Source organism: Clavibacter michiganensis, assembly GCF_021216655.1.
Lineage (GTDB): Bacteria > Actinomycetota > Actinomycetes > Actinomycetales > Microbacteriaceae > Clavibacter > Clavibacter michiganensis.
Genome location: NZ_CP080437.1, coordinates 819917 through 836148 on the forward strand (window position 1 = coordinate 819917; position 16232 = coordinate 836148).

The following is a 16232-nucleotide window of genomic DNA, read 5'->3' on the forward strand; positions in this document are numbered from 1 at the left end:
CGCTCAGTACGCCCCCTCGCGCGCCAGCACGGCCTTCGCCGTCTTCCACAGGATGACGAGATCGCCCACGATCGACCAGTTCTCCACGTAGTAGAGGTCGAGACGGACGCTGTCCTCCCACGAGAGGTTGGACCGGCCGCTCACCTGCCAGAGCCCCGTGATGCCCGGCTTCACGAGGAAGCGCCGGTGCACCTTGGTCTCGTACGCCTCCACCTCTCGGGCCAGCGGCGGGCGCGGCCCCACGAGCGACATGCTCCCGTTGAGGACGTTCACGAGCTGCATCAGCTCGTCGAGGCTGTACCGGCGGAGGAACCGGCCGATGGGCGTGACCCGCGGGTCGTCCTTCATCTTGAAGAGCACGGAGTTGCCCGCGTCGCGCGACTGCTTCTCGAGCTCCAGCAGACGCGCCTCCGCATCCGTCACCATCGTGCGGAACTTGAGCATCTGGAAGGGGCGCCCGTTGATGCCCACGCGCTCCTGGCGGAAGAGGACCGGCCCCGGCGTGCTCAGCCGGATGGTGATGGCGATCGCGAGGAACAGCGGGGAGGCGAGCACGAGGATCAGCGTGCTCGCGACGATGTCGAACGCCCGCTTGGCGAAGAGCTTGGTGCCCTCGTAGCGCGGCGTCTCCACGTGGATGAGCGGGAGGCCCGCGACGGGCCGGGTGTGGATGCGGGGACCGCCGATGTCGGTGAGGCTCGGCGCGACCACGAGGTGCTGGCGACCGGGCTCCAGCGACCAGCTGAGCTCGCGGATCCGCTCCGGCGACAGCTCGTCGTTGCTGGCGATGACGATGGTGTCGGCGTCGACCGCGCGCATGGCCGCCTGCAGGTCGGCGAGCTTGCCGAGCACGGGGATCCCGGTGCCCGGCAGCGTCGCCGCGATGACGCCCGAGGGGATGCACGCACCGACCACGTGGTAGCCGGCGTAGGGCTGGCGCGCGAGCTCGCGGGCGAGGAAGCCCGTGGACGCCTCGGATCCGATGAGCAGCACGCGGGACGAGTAGCGTCCCTTGGCGCGCTGGACGTTCAGCCACTGCCGCCACATCCACCGGCTCAGCACGAGCGTGACGAGCCCCAGCGGCAGCGCGATGATGATGTAGCCGCGGGCGAAGTCGATGCGACCCAGGAAGGCCACGATGGCGAGCAGCCCGAACAGCCGCACGGTGGCGTCGAGGATCAGCCGGTACTCCTGCGGCCCCGTGCCCAGCACGCGATAGCCGCGGGTGCCGTACAGGCCGAGCGCCACCATCCAGCTCGCGATGATGACGAGCGAGATGAGCGAGTAGCTCACGGCGACGCCCTCGTAGTCGCCGTTGAAGGCGACGTCGGAGGTCTCGAACCCGAACCACGCGATCTGGACGCCGAAGACCACCCAGATGAGGACGAGGAGATCCGTGACGACGAGCCCGACCGCGTAGGTCCGCCGCCAGTCGTGGGCCCTGAGGCCGTCCGCCTCGGTGACCGGGCCGGCGTCGGCGCGCAGGCCCTTCGCGGACCTGTCCGTGATGCGCCGACGGGCGCCGGTCTCCCGTGCTGCCGTGTCGTGCGTGGTCTTCTGTTCGATCATCGTCCCCCCAAGCCGATGGTGCGTCCCCCTGAGGCACCGTCGGCTCTTGGGATCGAGACTACAGGCGTTGCCGTCGATGCTCGGCGGCGGGTCCGTGACGGGCCGCCGCGAGGGACCGCCGGGGGACAGACGGGGGCTGGGTGGATCAGATCCGGGTCCAGGCGCCTCCGTCGCGACGCGTGATGCTCGCCCGGGGGACCTCGATCAGCCCCGCCGCACGAGCGCTGACCGCGCCCGCGATGCGCTCGGCCGCCTCGTCGTCGTCGGCGGTGAAGCGGACCGTGAGCCGGGGCTCGCCGCGCACGACCTGGATGTCGTTCGCCTCGAGGGTGGCGATGCGGGCGGCCTCGTCGGCGGCCGCCGGGAGGACGGCGGCGGGATCGGCGCCGGGTCGCAGCGCGCCGACGGTCATGGTGATGCGGTAGGAGGGCACGGTCCATGGTGACGCACGCGCGGACGCCACGTTAAATGGAGAACGGCCCCGACCACGTGGTCGGAGCCGTTCTCGGAAGCTCAGCGTGCTGCGCTCACCAGAGGCGAGCGGGTGGCATTAGAGCGGGCGGATGTTCTCAGCCTGGGGACCCTTGGGGCCCTGGGCGACCTCGAACTCGACCTTCTGGTTCTCGTCGAGCGACTTGTAGCCGCCCGTCGCGATCGCGGAGTAGTGAGCGAACACATCCGCGGTTCCGTTGTCGGGAGCGATGAAGCCGAAGCCCTTTTCAGCGTTGAACCACTTGACGGTGCCTGTTGCCATGACGAAATTTCCTTCAAAAAGAGATGCATCGATCCCGGGACCCGGGACCGCGGGTCGCCTGCCCCTCGTGACCCCTCCGGCGGACCGGGCGGATCGTGAGGACCTGACGACTTGTGACCAACCCTAGCGGGTGAAACCGCGCCAGCGGGGGATGCGCGCACATTCCCGTCGGGTGTTTCCCTCCGTGACGCCGTGTGGGGGAGCGGCGGGGAGCATGGCCGGCGGTCCGACGTCGGGCGTGCGCGGGATGATGGGTTCATGCACATCCTGGTCGCGCGGACGCCGTCCGGCGTGCGGCTGGTCGACCTCGACGCGACCGGGACCGTCACGGGGACCCGCGACGTCCCCTCCGCCGAATGGCCCGCGGTGGCCGCCGCCCGCGAGCGGGCGGCGACCTCCCCGCGCTGGGTCTGGGACGACACGGCGGCGTGGGCCCGGACCCTCATCGCCGCGGGCGTGCGCGTCGCGCGCTGCCACGACCTCCGGCTCTGCCACGCGATCCTCCGGCTCTCGACGCAGACCGCCGGCAGCGAGCTCGCGCGCCTGCCCGCCGGCCCCTGGGACCGGGCTGCCCCGTCCGAGCGGGAGCCGTCCGCGTCCGCCACGCTCTTCGACGACCTCGACACGTCCGACGGCCGCTCGCCGGACGAGCTGGTCGCCGAGCTCCGTCTCCAGCTCGAGGCGGTCGCGGCCAGCGCCGAGCCCGGCCGCCTGCGGCTCCTGCTCGCGGCGGAGTCCGCGGGCGCCCTCGTCGCCGCGGAGATGTCCGCCGACGGGCTGCCCTGGGACACGTCCGTCCACGACGCGCTCCTGGTCGACCTGCTCGGCGGACGGCCCGCGCACGGCGGAGCGCCTCCCGCGCTCCTGCGGCTCGCGGCGCGCGTCCGGGAGATCCTCCGGGCGCCTGACCTCAACGTCGACAGCCCGCCCGACGTGCTCCGCGCCCTGCGCCGTGCCGGCATCGACGCCGCGAGCACCCGGCAGTGGGAGCTGCAGGAGATCGACCACCCCGTCATCGCGCCGCTGCTGGAGCACAAGAGGCTCTCCCGCCTGCTCACGGCGAACGGGTGGACCTGGATGGAGACGTGGATCCGCGACGGCCGCTTCCACCCCGAGTACGTGCCGGGTGGCGTGGTCACGGGGCGCTGGGCGGCAAGCGGCGGCGGGGCGCTGCAGCTGCCGCGGCAGATCCGGTCCGCCGTCCGCGCGGATCGCGGCTGGCGGCTCGTGGTGGCCGACGCCGCCCAGCTCGAGCCGCGCGTGCTCGCCGCGCTGGCGGAGGACCGCGCCATGGCCGACGCGGGTCGCGGCACGGACCTCTACCAGGGCCTCGTCGACGCCGGCGTCGTGGACACCCGCGCGCACGCCAAGGTCGCGATGCTGGGCGCCATGTACGGCGCCACCTCCGGCGAGAGCGGGCGCCTGATGCCGCGGCTCGTCCGGGCGTACCCGCGCGCCACCGGCTACGTGGAGCGCGCGGCCCGGGCGGGGGAGAGCGGGGCCGTCGTGAGCACGCGGCTCGGCAGGTCCTCGCCGCCGCCCGGCGACGCGTGGGTCGACGTGCAGCAGATCGGCCGCGCGGGAGAGGCGTCCAGCGCGGATGCGGCTCGTGCGCGCACGTCCGCCCGCGACCAGGGCCGGTTCACCCGCAACTTCGTCGTCCAGGGCAGCGCCGCCGAGTGGGCGCTCTGCTGGCTCGCCGGGCTGCGGCGCCGCCTCGCCGCGATGGAGCGGCCCGGATCCCGACCGCACCTCGTCTTCTTCCTCCACGACGAGGTCATGGTGCACGCGCCCGACGACCGCGTGGACGAGGTCCGCGTGGCCGTGGCCGACGCCGCCGCGGAGGCCGGCCGCCTGCTGTTCGGCGACGCGCCCGTAGACTTCCCCGTCACGATCGCGGTGGTCGACGACTACGCGCAGGCGAAGTGAGCCGAGCCCGGACGTGACGATGCCCGGCCCCTCGGGGGCCGGGCATCGGTCGCGGGTGGGGAGGATCAGCCGCCGGAGGCGACGTCGCCCGTGTGGTCGTCGCCCTCGCCCGTGTTGCTGCCCGACCCGTCGGGGGTGGATCCGTCCGAGCCGCTCTCGGTCGTGACCGAGGTGGAGGTCTCGACGTGCTCCTCGGTGTGCGTCGTCGTGCCGTCGTCGTCGGTCGAGGTGCTCTCGTGATCTGCGCTCATGCCCCGACCGTACGCTCGCGGTGCGCCACGGGGAACCCCGCCCGCCGGACGCGCTCCCGACTTGGCCGGCGCCCCGCTGGCCGCGAGGATGGGTCCATGACCGATCCCGCCACCGCCGCCCCCGCTCCCACCGACCCGGCGGAGGTGCTCGCCGTCTACCGCTCGCGACGCGAGCAGATGGTGGTCCTGCCCCAGGGCAACCTGGCCCTCGTCAACACGCAGTGGATCTCCCATGACGCCGCACCGCAGCCCGTCTACGGGATCCCCGGCACCTGGTCGCCGCTCGAGCCCGGCGTCTCGGGCCTCCGGGTGCGGGCGAGCGCGTCCGACGGCCTGCACGTCGACGGCGTCCTCGTCGACGGCGAGGCGATCGTGCGCGGCCGTGACGACCCGAAGCCGTCCTCCGTCGTCGCCAGCGACACCGTGTCGGCGTTCGTCATCGCGAGCGAGGAGGGGACGTACGCGCTCCGCGTCTGGGACGCGCAGTCCGACGCGATCCGCGACTTCGGCGGCATCGACGCCTTCCCCTACTCCGAGGAGTGGGTCGTCACGGCCGACTTCACGCCCATCGAGGGCGGCCGCGCGATGGGGTTCGAGCACCTCAAGGACGACGGCACCACCAAGGACAAGGTCGTGCCCGGCGAGATCACGTTCACCAAGGACGGCGTCGACTACTCGCTGGCCGCCTTCCGCGAGGGCCGCGCGCTCCTGCTGGTCTTCTCGGACGCCACCAGCGGCGAGTCCACGTACGGCGTGGGCCGCTTCCTCATGGTCGCGCCGTCGCCCGACGGGACGATCACGCTCGACTTCAACCGCGCCTACCTGCCCCCGTGCGCCTTCAGCTACAACTTCAACTGCCCGATGCCCCCGAAGCAGAACCGCTTCGCCGTCCCCATCGAGGCGGGGGAGAAGAACGTCCTCGCCAAGGACGGCGGGCTGCTGCACTAGGTCAGTGCGCGGCTCGGCCCGGCTGGCGCGCGGGACGTCCTCGGCGGGGCGCCGCGGCCAGTCCAGCGGGTCGCGCACCCGTCGCGCGCGCGTCATCGATGCGGCGCTCGGCCGCGTCGAGGAACGCCAGCCGGGCGGCCACCTGCGCCTCCTGCGCCTCCACCGCGAGCAGGTGCGCGATCGCGACCTCGCCGCCGTCCGTCTCGAGCTCCGAGCGGATCCGCGCGAGCGCCGCCGCTTCGGTCAGCGAGCCCTCCCGCTGGGTCCGCACGACCTCGAGCGCGTCGCCCGAGGGGAGCGACAGCGCGAGCGTGACCTTCACCAGCAGCTCGTCCCGAACCCCGACGGGGCCGACGGCGGACGCCAGCCACGCCTCGACCTCCGCGTGCCCGGCCCCGGTGATCGTGTACGGCACGTGGCCCTCCTCGTCCGTGGCGCCCTTGACGACCAGGCCGTCGCGCTCAAGCCGGTCGAGGGTGTTGTAGATCTGGCCGACGTTGAGGGGGACGGACGTACCCGTCCGTCGCGAGAACTCCGTCCGCAGCTGGTACCCGTAGCAGGTGCCCTCGGTGAGGACCGCGAGGAGCGCGTGCCGCACCGACATGACCGCCCCGTCTCCCGGCCCGACGGGCCGACACCAGGATCCTAGGCATTCCCGGCATGCATGCCGGCGGGACCCGCCGCAGCCGCGGGAGCTTGCGGCGCGACCCGCTGCGGCGCGTCGCGACCCGCATGTTGCCCGCGCCCAGGATCACCCGCCATGATGGGACACGTCGGCGCTCGCGCCGGCCGCACCGGCAGGTGTGGAGCTCGTCCATCGCACGCAGATCGTTGGGGAAGACGCATCTGATCGGATGGAGGAGACCCATGGAAGCACCCGTCGCCAACTCAAGACCGGCTCGAGGAGTGCTCTACGTGCATTCCTCCCCTCGCGCGCTCTGCCCCCATGTCGAATGGGCCGCCGGTCGTGCTCTGGGTCACGCCGTGAACTTCACCTGGGACCCGCAGCCCGTGCTGAAGGGCGCCATGCGCGCGGAGTACTACTGGGAGGGCCCGGAAGGGTCCGGCGCGGCCATCGCCAGCGGGCTCCGCGGCTGGGAGCACCTCCGCTACGAGGTCACCGAGGACGCCGGTCCCGGCCGTGACGGCGGTCGGTGGATGCACACGCCCGACCTCGGCGTGTTCTTCGCGCAGACCGACACGGCCGGCAACACGGTCATCCCGGAGGACCGCATCCGCTACGCACTCGACGTCGCGGGATCCAACACGCTGGAGCTGCACCGCGAGCTCCGCCTCGCCATGGGGCAGGCCTGGGACGACGAGCTGGAGGCCTTCCGCCACGCGAGCGACTTCAGCCCGGTGGTCTGGCTGCACAAGGTCGGCTGACCCGAGAGCAGCATCCGGCGCGCGGCTCCTCCCCGCCCGCCTGACGACGAGAGGCCCCGACCATCCGGTCGGGGCCTCTCGTCGTGGGTCCGGCTAGACGCTGCGGAACGCGATGACCGCGTTGTGCCCGCCGAAGCCGAACGAGTTGCTGATGGCGAGCAGGTCGCCGTCGCCCAACGACCGGGGCGACGTCACCACGTCGAGCGGGATGTCGGGGTCCTGCTCCGTGAGGTTGATCGTCGGGGGAGCGGTGCGCTCCGCCAGAGCCTTCACGGTGAAGACGGCCTCGATGGCGCCCGCGCCGCCGAGGAGATGCCCGGTCGACGCCTTCGTGGCGCTCACCGGGATCCCGTGGACGGCGTCGCCGAACACGCGCTCGAGGGCCTTGTACTCGGCGATGTCGCCGACGGGCGTGCTCGTCGCGTGGACGTTGATGTGCGAGACGTCGGAGCGCGAGTATCCAGCGCCCTCGATGCTCTGGATCATGGCCCGCGCGGCGGCCGTCCCCTCGGGGTCCGGCGCCGTGATGTGGAACGCGTCGCTCGTGACCGCGCCGCCCACGAGCTCGGCGTAGATGCGAGCGCCGCGGGCCTTCGCGTGCTCCTCGGTCTCGAGGACGAGGGCGGCTCCGCCCTCGCCGAGCACGAAGCCGTCGCGCGCGATGTCGTAGGGACGCGACGCGCGCTGCGGGTCGTCGTTCCGCTTCGACAGCGCCTGCATCGCGGCGAACGACGCGATGGGGAGCGGGTGGATGGAGGCCTCGGAACCGCCGGCGACGATGATGTCGGCGCGGCCGGCCTGGAGGTGCTCGTACGCGCTGGCGATCGACTCGGTGCTGGAGGCGCAGGCCGACACGACGGTCTGGATGCCGGCGCGCGCGCCGAGGTCCATGCCGACCGCGGCCGCGGGTCCGTTGGGCATGAGCATGGGCACCGTCATGGGGAGGACCCGGCGGGGGCCCTTCTCGCGGAGGGTGTCCCAGGCGTCGAGGAGCGTCCACACGCCGCCGATGCCGGTCGCCCAGTCCACGGCGAAGCGCAGCGGGTCGACCTCGGGGGATCCGGCGTCGGCCCACGCCTCACGGGCGGCCGTGAGCGCGAACTGGCTCGACGGGTCGAGGCGCTTGGTCTCGATCCGCTGCATGACCTCGGAGGACGGCACCTTGGCCTGTCCGGCGAAGGTGACGGGGATCTCCCACTTGGCGACCCAGTCCTGCTCCAGCGTGCTGATGCCCGACTCGCCGCGGAGGAGCGCCTGCCAGGTCTCCTCGGCGGTGCCGCCGAGCGGAGACGTCGCGCCGATGCCGGTGACGACGATCTTCTTGGGGGTGGTCATGCGTGGCGTCTCCTCGACGTCGGGAACGGGGGAGGGAGATGGCCGGCCCCGTGGTCGGGACCGGCCATGCTCCGCGCGGTCAGGACTGCGCGTTGGTGATGAACGTGACCGCGTCGCCGACGGTCTTGAGGTTCTTGACTTCCTCGTCGGGGATCTTGACGTCGAACTTCTCCTCGGCGTTGACGACGATCGTCATCATCGAGATCGAGTCGATGTCCAGGTCGTCGGTGAACGACTTGTCCATCTCGACGGTGTCGGTGGCGATCCCGGTCTCGTCGTTGACGAGCTCGGCCAGGCCGGCCAGGACTTCTTCGGTGGACAGTGCCATGTGTATCTCCTCGTGGTTCGTGATGACCGGAACAGCTTATGGGGCGGTGGGGCTCAGGGGAGGACGACGACCTGCGCGCCGAAGACGAGTCCTGCGCCGAAGCCGATCTGCAGAGCGAGGCCGCCGGACAGCGACGGGTCCTCCTCGAGCAGGCGATGGGTGGCGAGCGGGATCGATGCGGCGGAGGTGTTGCCCGTGGTGGCGATGTCGCGCGCGATGGCGACGGACTCGGGGAGGCCGAGCTGCTTCGCGAACTCGTCGACGATGCGCATGTTGGCCTGGTGGGGGATGAAGGCGGCGAGCTGCTCAGGGGCGACGCCCGCGCGGTCGAGCGCCTCCTTGGCGACCTTCACCATCTCCCAGACCGCCCAGCGGAAGACCTTCTGTCCGTCCTGGCGGAGCGTGGGCCACGCGGATCCGTCTCGCATGCTCTTCAGGGTGCCGGTCATGCCTACCGCGTCCCAGTTGGAGCCGTCCGAGCCCCACACGGTCGGCGAGATGCCGGGGGTGTCGCTCGGGCCGACGATCGCGGCGCCTGCGCCGTCGCCGAGCAGGAACGAGATGGAGCGGTCGGTCGGATCGACGATGTCGGACAGCTTCTCCGCGCCGACCACGAGGACGTACTCCGCGAGGCCCGACCGGATGAAGGAGTCCGCCTGCGCGATGCCGTACGTGTACCCGGCGCACGCGGCCGAGACGTCGTAGGCCGGCGCGGGGTTCGCGCCTATGCGGTCGGCGAGGAGCGCCGCCATCGACGGCGTCTGCACGGTGTTGCTCACGGTGCTGACGAGGACGATGCCGATCTGCTCCGGACGGATGCCGGCCTTCGCGATGGCCTCGAGGGACGCCGTGGTCGCGAGGTCGACCGCATCGACGTCGGCGCCCGCACGCTTCCGCGTGATGATGCCGGTCCGCTGGCGGATCCACTCGTCCGAGGAGTCGATCGGGCCGACGAGGTCGTCGTTGGGTACGTCGAGCTCGCCGCGGGCGGCGCCGAGGCCCCAGATGCGGGTGAAGCGCTCGACCACGGGCGCGGTCCGGATGGTGGGGCGGGGCTGGTCGGTCATGGGTGCCTGTTCGGTGTCGGTGAGGCGGGATCAGGCGTGCGCGTCGAGCATGTCGATCGCCGCCGGGAGGTCGTCGGGTGTGGAGAGCGCCAGCGTGGGCAGGCCCTTGAGGCCGCGCTTGGCCAGGCCGGTCAGCGCACCGGCGGGGGCGACCTCGATGAGGCCGGTGACGCCCGCGGCGGCGAAGGCGTCCATGCACAGGTCCCAGCGCACGGGGCTCGCGACCTGGCCGACGATGAGGTCGAGGTACGCGGCGCCGGACTCGACGCGGCTCCCGTCCCGGTTCGTCCAGACGGGGAAGCGCGGGTCGCGCGGTTCGAGCGGCGCGACCGCGGTGCGCAGGGCGTCGACCGCGGGGGACATGTGGTGGGTGTGGAATGCGCCCGCGACCTGGAGCGGAATGACGCGCGTCCCGCGGAGGGGCTCGGCCTGCAGGGCGGCGAGGGCGTCGGGCGCTCCGGCGACGACGATCTGGCCGCCGCCGTTGAAGTTGGCCGGCTCGAGGTCGAGCTCGGCGAGCCGCGCGAGGACGGCGTCCTGGTCCCCGCCGACGACGGCGCTCATCCCCGTGCGGGTGATCGCGGCGGCCTCCGCCATCGCGTCGCCGCGGGTGCGCACGACGCGCATGGCCTCGTCATCCGTCAGGATGCCGGCGCCCGCGGCAGCGGTGATCTCACCGACAGAATGTCCCGCGATGCCGGCGACGTATGCGTCGCGGCCGTCGGCGAGGAGCGCATGCAGGGCCACGATGCCCGCCGCCACGATAAGCGGCTGCGCGACGGCGGTGTCGCGGATGGTGTCGGCGTCGGACGTCGTGCCGTGGGTCACGAGGTCGAGGCCCGCCGCGTCGCCCAGCTCACCCAGCCGCCGCGCGTGCTCGGGGCGCTCGAGCCACGAGGAGAGGAAGCCGGGCTTCTGGGAGCCCTGGCCCGGGCAGACGACGATGATCATGCGTCCATCCTCCCGTCCACCGCGGGATGCATCGGAGTCGACATCCCACAGAGGATCCGGGACGACATTGTGTCGATGCCACACGCCGCGGGCGTCACCGCGCCGCCTGGCGCTTGGGGCGGGCGCGACCCGACCCCTGCTGCTTGGGGACCGTCGTGCCCGCCTCGGCGATGCTGCCGATGATGAGCGCGGCCTGCAGGATGAGCGCCTCGCGCGCCCCCGTGGCATCCCACCCGATCACGTCCGACACGCGCTTCAGGCGGTAGCGGACCGTGTTGGGGTGCACGAACAGCTCGCGCGCGGTCGCCTCGAGGGAGCGGCCAGTGTCGAGGTAGCACCAGAGCGTCGCGAGCAGCTCGGTGGAGTGCGCCTGCAGCGGCTTGTAGATCCGGTTGATGAGGGTCGAGCGCGCGAGCGGGTCGCCGGCCAGGGCGCGCTCCGGGAGCAGGTCGTCGGCGAGCGTCGGACGCGGGGCGTTCCGCCACGACCGCGCGACGGCGAAGCCCGCCAGGGCCGCCCGTGCGCTCCGCGACGCCTCGACGAGGCTGGGGACCTCGTGGCCGAGCACGAGGTGACCTGCTCCGAACCCGGGCTCGAGCTGCGTCGCGATCTCGAGGAAGGAGACCGGGGGAGCCTCCGGCGCGGCGGCCTCCGGGTCGACGACGGCGGGGGACGCGCGTCCGATGACGAGGACGAGCCGGCTGCCCTGGACGCCGATGAGCACGTCGGCCTCGAGGTGCCGCGCGGTGCGACGCAGCTGGTCGACGTCGAGCACCGCGGGAGCCGTGCCCACGAGGACGGAGACCTCACCGTGCCCGTGCCAGCCGAGCGCGGCGATCCGCGAAGGCAGCTCGTCGTCGTACTCGCCGGAGAGGATGCTGTCGACGACGAGCGCCTCGAGCCGGGCGTCCCAGAGGCCGCGGGCCTCTGCGGCGCGTGCGTAGACGTCGGCCGCGGCGAACGCGATCTCCCGCGAATACAGCAGGATCGCGTCGCGCACCGTGCGGTGCCGGTCGCGGACCCGGTCCTCGACGACCTCCACGGTCACGCGGATGAGCTGCAGCGTCTGCTGGAGGCTGACGGAGCGGAGGAGCTCGCGCGGCGCGGCACCGAAGACGTCCGCGGCGATCCAGGGCGTCGAGTCCGGATCGTCGTACCAGTGGATGAACGACGTGATGCCGGCCTGCGCGACGAGCCCCACGGCGGACCGCCGCCCCGGCGGCATGTCGCCGTACCAGGGCAGCGTGTCCTCCAGCCGCTTGAGCGTCGCGCTCGCGAGCTCACCCGACAGGGACCGGAGCCACGCAAGCGTCTCCGCCTTCGTCTCCCCGGTCTCCACGTCGGTGTCGTGCCGGTCGCTCGGTGTCACGTCAGGTCGGCGCAGCTCACGCCTCGCCGCCCGCCGATCCGGTCGTGCCGGCGTTCACGTCGAGCAGGCGGTACTTGTCGATCGCCCACTTCGGCGCGTCCTGGTCGACCTTGCCCTGCTTGGCCAGGCGCTGCAGCGTCTTCACGACCATCGACGGCCCGTCGATGGCGAAGAACCGGCGGGCTGCCGGACGCGTGTCCGAGAAGCCGAAGCCGTCGGCGCCGAGCGTCGAGTAGTCGCCGGGGACGAACTGCCGGATCTGGTCGGGGACCGCGTGCGAGAAGTCGGTGACCGCGACGAACGGGCCCTCGGCGTGACGCAGCTTCTCCTCCAGGTACGGGACCCGGGTCTCGGAGTGCGGGTGGAGCATGTTGTGCTCCTCCGCGGCGAGGCCGTCGCGGCGGAGCTCGCCCCACGAGGTGACGGACCACACGTCGGCGGACACGCCCCAGTCGTCGGCCAGCAGCTGCTGCGCCTCGAGGGCCCACGGGACGGCCACGCCGGACGCCATGAGCTGCGCCTTCGGCCCGTCGATCCAGCCGTCCTTGAGCTTGTAGACGCCGCGGACGATGCCGTCCACGTCGACGCCCTCGGGCTCGCTCGGGTGGATGATCGGCTCGTTGTACACCGTGAGGTAGTACATGACGTTCGGGTCCTCGTGCTCGCCGCCGTACATGCGCTCGAGGCCGGACCGCACGATGTGGCCGATCTCGTACGCGTACGCCGGGTCGTAGGACACGATCGCCGGGTTCGTCTGCGACAGGACGAGCGAGTGGCCGTCGGCGTGCTGGAGCCCCTCGCCCGTGAGCGTGGTGCGTCCTGCGGTGGCGCCGATGAGGAAGCCGCGCGCCATCTGGTCGCCCGCCGCCCAGATCGCGTCGCCCGTGCGCTGGAACCCGAACATCGAGTAGAAGACGTAGATCGGGATGAGCGGCTCGCCCTGCGTCGAGTACGTGGTGCCGAGGTTCGTGAACGCCGCCAGGGCACCCGCCTCGTTGATGCCCACGTGCACGATCTGGCCCTGCGGGCTCTCCTTGTAGGAGAGGAGCAGCTCGCGGTCGACCGACGTGTAGTGCTGGCCGTTCGGGTTGTAGATCTTCGCCGTCGGGAAGAAGGCGTCGATGCCGAACGTGCGGGCCTCGTCCGGAATGATCGGGACGACGCGGTTGCCGAAGTCCTTCGAGCGGATGAGGTCCTTCAGGAGCCGGACGAACGCCATGGTGGTGGCGATCTCCTGCGTGCCCGAGCCCTTCTTCGAGATGCGGTACGCGGAGTCGTCCGGGAGCGTGATGGCCGTGTGCTGGGTGCGGCGCTCGGGCGAGTACCCGCCGAGCGCGCGGCGGCGCTCCTGCATGTACTGGATGGCCTCGTCGTCCTGGCCGGGGTGGTAGTACGGCGGCAGGTAGGGGTCCGCCTCGAGCTGGGCGTCCGTGATCGGCACGCGCATCTCGTCGCGGAACTGCTTGAGGTTGTCGAGCGTGAGCTTCTTCATCTGGTGGGTCGCGTTGCGACCCTCGAAGCTCGGGCCCAGACCGTAGCCCTTGACGGTCTTGGCGAGGATCACCGTGGGCTGGCCCGTGTGCTCGCTGGCCGCCTTGAAGGCCGCGTACACCTTGCGGTAGTCGTGGCCGCCGCGCTTGAGGTTCCAGATCTGGTCGTCGGTGTAGCCCTCGACGAGCTTCGCGGTGCGCTCGTCGCGCCCGAAGAAGTTCTCGCGGATGTAGGCACCGCTCTCGGCCTTGTAGGTCTGGTAGTCGCCGTCGGGCGTGCGGTTCATGAGGTCGAGGAGCGCGCCCTCGGTGTCGCGGGCGAGCAGGTCGTCCCACTCGCGGCCCCAGACCACCTTGATGACGTTCCAGCCCGCGCCGCGGAAGAAGCTCTCCAGCTCCTGGATGATCTTGCCGTTGCCGCGGACGGGGCCGTCGAGGCGCTGCAGGTTGCAGTTGATGACGAAGTTCAGGTTGTCGAGCTTCTCGTTCGCCGCCACCTGGAGCTGGCCGCGGCTCTCCACCTCGTCCATCTCGCCGTCGCCGAGGAACGCCCAGACCTGCTGGTCCGATGCGTCCTTGATGCCGCGGTTGGTGAGGTACTTGTTCGCCTGCGCCTGGTAGATCGCGTTGATGGGGCCGAGGCCCATCGAGACCGTGGGGAACTGCCAGAACTCCGGCATGAGACGCGGGTGCGGGTAGGAGGAGAGCCCGCCGCCCGCGTGGCTCTTCTCCTGGCGGAAGCCGTCGAGCTGGTGCTCGCTCAGGCGACCCTCGAGGAAGGCGCGGGCGTAGGTGCCGGGCGATGCGTGGCCCTGCACGAAGACCTGGTCGCCGCCGCCGGGGTGGTCCTGGCCGCGGAAGAAGTGGTTGTAGCCGACCTCGTAGAGCGCGGCCGAGGACGCGTAGGTGGCGATGTGCCCGCCCACCGCGATGCCGGGGCGCTGGGCCCGGTGCACGGTGACGGCCGCATTCCAGCGGATCCACGCGCGGTAGCGGCGCTCGAGGTCCTCGTCACCGGGGAAGTCGGGCTCGTTCTCCGGCGCGATGGTGTTGATGTAGTCCGTGGTGGGGACCATCGGCACACCCAGGTGCAGCTCCTTGGAGCGCTTCAGGAGGCTGAGCATGACGTCGCGCGCGCGACCCCGGCCCTGCGTCTCCACGAGCCCGTCGAGCGACTCGTTCCATTCGGCGGTCTCTTCCGGATCCTGGTCGGTGTGGTTCACCGAGTACGGATCCTGGTCGTTGACAGTCACCCTCGACCTCTTCCTGTGGTGTGCAGACATCGTCTTCGGTGCCACGGGGCTCGAAGGGTGCGAGACCGCGCGTACGCCGAGGGCCAGCCTACCCATGACGGCCGACGGTCACGGACGGCGGACGGCGCGCCCCGCCGGCCCGCAGTGACCGCGTGGCGCTGGACTTCGCGGATCCCGGGCGTAGTGTGGATCCTCGTGCCAGACAGGGGACATCTGCCGGCACGGAAGGATCCGCACCCCATGGCCCTGGCCAACGACACACAGGCTCCCGACTTCGAGCTCGCCAACCAGTTCGGCGAGCGCGTCCGGTTGAGCGAGTACCGCGGACACCGCGCGGTCGCCCTCGTCTTCTTCCCCCTCGCCTTCTCCGGCACGTGCACCGGCGAGATGTGCCAGCTCGAGGAGAACCTGGGCCTCTTCGCCGACAGCCGCGTGGAGCTCATCGGCATCAGCGTCGACAGCAAGCACACGCTGCGCGCGTGGGCACAGCAGCAGGGCATCGACTTCCAGCTCCTCGCCGACTTCTGGCCCCACGGCCAGGTGGCCAAGGAGTACGGCGTGTTCCTCGAGGAGAAGGGCTTCGCGAACCGGGCGACCTTCCTCATCGACACGCGCGGCATCATCCGCGGCAGCTTCATCACGGCGCCGGGCGAGGCGCGCGAGCTCGAGGCGTACCGCACCGCGATCCGCGACCTGGCGCTCGTCCCGGCCTGAATCGGCCCGGTCGGGCCGGCGCCGGTCGTCAGCTCAGGATGTTCACCGCGCGGGCGATGACCAGCGCGAGGATCACGAAGCCGGCGAACGCCTCGAGCGCCATGAGCGCCTTGGCGCGATGGGACAGCGGCATGACGTCCGTGGGGCTGTACGCCATCGAGTTCGTCAGCGAGAAGTACGCGTAGTCGACGAATCCCGGGACCCAGTCGGCGTGCTCCGACGACCGGCGGGCGACCTCGGAGACGGCGCCGGAGTCCTCGTCCTGGGGGAAGCGGAAGTCGGCGGGCGCGAGCGCGGCGCGCGCATGGGTCCGCCGCGCCACCGGGCCGCCGCGATCGAGCTCCCAGTAGACGAGCGCGAACGCGAGCACGTTGGTCCCCCACACCTGCAGGGCCGTGAGCAGCAGCTCCGGTCCCGCCTCCGAGGCGTCGACCAGCGCGACGACCAGGACGACGAGGCTGACCTGGTTGGCGACCACGAGCAGGACGCCGAGGCCGACGCCGAGACCGCGGGACCACGGCGTCTCCCGGGTGAACCGCCGCGGGTTGAGCGCGACCAGCGGCACGAGCAGGGCGACGGCGATCGCCACCACCGCGACGCGGACGCCGGTCGGGACCGCGGTCGGCGCGATCGCGTAGAGGACGACGGCGACGACGAGCCCGACGGCGGCGGGCCAGCGCGGCTCCGCGACCGTCCTGCGGGAGGGGTGGATGGGCACGGGGGAGAGGCTACGGCTCGCGCCCGTGGCACGGCCGGGGCGCGCCGAGGCGGTCGGCTAGCATGGCGGGGCGCTCGACGACCGGGCGTTGAGGGCCTTTAGCTCAGTTGGTAGAGCGCCACGCTTACACCGTGGATGTCGTCGGTTCGAGCCCGGCAGGGCCCACGATG

Annotated in this window: 16 protein-coding genes and 1 tRNA gene; 5 read left to right on the top strand and 12 right to left on the bottom strand. The window is 71.9% G+C overall.

Translation table 11 applies throughout. From position 1 onward, the window contains the following. Positions 1-3 precede the first annotated feature (3 nt). The 3 genes from K0V08_RS03805 to K0V08_RS03815 form a co-directional block, all read right to left on the bottom strand. Positions 4-1569, bottom strand: coding sequence for a sugar transferase (locus tag K0V08_RS03805; protein ID WP_079533117.1), 1566 nt, complete (start codon positions 1567-1569; stop codon positions 4-6). A gap of 145 nt (positions 1570-1714) precedes the next feature. Then, positions 1715-2002 carry a hypothetical protein gene (locus K0V08_RS03810; RefSeq protein WP_079533120.1) on the bottom strand — a complete coding sequence of 96 codons (288 nt, stop codon included), beginning with the start codon at positions 2000-2002 and terminating at the stop codon, positions 1715-1717. Between the two features lie 117 nt (positions 2003-2119). Further along, on the bottom strand, positions 2120-2323 hold the full coding sequence (locus K0V08_RS03815) for a cold-shock protein (RefSeq protein WP_012038298.1): 204 nt from the start codon (positions 2321-2323) through the stop codon (positions 2120-2122). 258 nt (positions 2324-2581) lie between these two features. On the opposite strand from K0V08_RS03815, the gene K0V08_RS03820 reads away from it, so the two are divergent. After that, positions 2582-4252, top strand: coding sequence for a bifunctional 3'-5' exonuclease/DNA polymerase (locus K0V08_RS03820; protein ID WP_079533123.1), 1671 nt, complete (start codon positions 2582-2584; stop codon positions 4250-4252). A gap of 65 nt (positions 4253-4317) precedes the next feature. Here the strand turns inward: K0V08_RS03820 and K0V08_RS03825 are convergent, their stop codons facing one another. Next, a complete protein-coding gene (locus K0V08_RS03825; RefSeq protein WP_043560791.1) occupies positions 4318-4503 on the bottom strand; it encodes a hypothetical protein in 186 nt (61 codons plus the stop codon). A 96-nt stretch (positions 4504-4599) separates the two neighbouring features. Between K0V08_RS03825 and K0V08_RS03830 the strand changes: the two genes are divergently transcribed. Next, a complete protein-coding gene (locus tag K0V08_RS03830; protein ID WP_079533126.1) occupies positions 4600-5451 on the top strand; it encodes a DUF1684 domain-containing protein in 852 nt (283 codons plus the stop codon). Position 5452: 1 nt separating this feature from the next. Here K0V08_RS03830 and K0V08_RS03835 read toward each other — a convergent pair whose 3' ends face one another. Continuing rightward, on the bottom strand, positions 5453-6055 hold the full coding sequence (locus K0V08_RS03835; RefSeq protein WP_012038302.1) for a PadR family transcriptional regulator: 603 nt from the start codon (positions 6053-6055) through the stop codon (positions 5453-5455). Between the two features lie 263 nt (positions 6056-6318). Here K0V08_RS03835 and K0V08_RS03840 point away from each other — a divergent pair, with 263 nt between their 5' ends. Next, positions 6319-6837 (top strand): DUF3145 domain-containing protein, encoded by a 519-nt coding sequence (locus tag K0V08_RS03840; RefSeq protein WP_012038303.1) that lies wholly within the window; start codon positions 6319-6321, stop codon positions 6835-6837. 93 nt (positions 6838-6930) lie between these two features. On the opposite strand, the gene K0V08_RS03845 is transcribed toward K0V08_RS03840, so the two are convergent. The 6 genes from K0V08_RS03845 to aceE all read right to left on the bottom strand — a co-directional run bounded on the left by K0V08_RS03845 (position 6931) and on the right by aceE (position 14630). Beyond that, positions 6931-8172, bottom strand: a complete 1242-nt coding sequence (locus K0V08_RS03845) for a beta-ketoacyl-[acyl-carrier-protein] synthase family protein (RefSeq protein WP_012038304.1) — start codon at positions 8170-8172, stop codon at positions 6931-6933. A gap of 79 nt (positions 8173-8251) precedes the next feature. Further along, positions 8252-8500, bottom strand: coding sequence for an acyl carrier protein (locus tag K0V08_RS03850; RefSeq protein ID WP_012038305.1), 249 nt, complete (start codon positions 8498-8500; stop codon positions 8252-8254). Between the two features lie 53 nt (positions 8501-8553). Continuing rightward, positions 8554-9567: a beta-ketoacyl-ACP synthase III gene (locus K0V08_RS03855; protein ID WP_079533129.1), complete on the bottom strand. Its 1014-nt coding sequence runs from the start codon at positions 9565-9567 to the stop codon at positions 8554-8556. A gap of 30 nt (positions 9568-9597) precedes the next feature. After that, a complete protein-coding gene (locus K0V08_RS03860; protein WP_079533132.1) occupies positions 9598-10518 on the bottom strand; it encodes an ACP S-malonyltransferase in 921 nt (306 codons plus the stop codon). A 94-nt stretch (positions 10519-10612) separates the two neighbouring features. Next, positions 10613-11887, bottom strand: coding sequence for a PucR family transcriptional regulator (locus K0V08_RS03865; protein WP_079533134.1), 1275 nt, complete (start codon positions 11885-11887; stop codon positions 10613-10615). 16 nt (positions 11888-11903) lie between these two features. Next, positions 11904-14630, bottom strand: a complete 2727-nt coding sequence (gene aceE / locus K0V08_RS03870; protein WP_012038309.1) for a pyruvate dehydrogenase (acetyl-transferring), homodimeric type — start codon at positions 14628-14630, stop codon at positions 11904-11906. A 240-nt stretch (positions 14631-14870) separates the two neighbouring features. Between aceE and K0V08_RS03875 the strand changes: the two genes are divergently transcribed. Further along, positions 14871-15344 carry a peroxiredoxin gene (locus tag K0V08_RS03875; protein ID WP_012038310.1) on the top strand — a complete coding sequence of 158 codons (474 nt, stop codon included), beginning with the start codon at positions 14871-14873 and terminating at the stop codon, positions 15342-15344. Positions 15345-15372: 28 nt separating this feature from the next. Here K0V08_RS03875 and K0V08_RS03880 read toward each other — a convergent pair whose 3' ends face one another. Further along, complete coding sequence (locus K0V08_RS03880; RefSeq protein WP_012038311.1) at positions 15373-16062, bottom strand: DUF1345 domain-containing protein; 690 nt, start codon at positions 16060-16062, stop codon at positions 15373-15375. Positions 16063-16154: 92 nt separating this feature from the next. Between K0V08_RS03880 and K0V08_RS03885 the strand changes: the two genes are divergently transcribed. Then, positions 16155-16227: transfer RNA gene (locus K0V08_RS03885), tRNA-Val, on the top strand. Positions 16228-16232 lie beyond the last annotated feature (5 nt).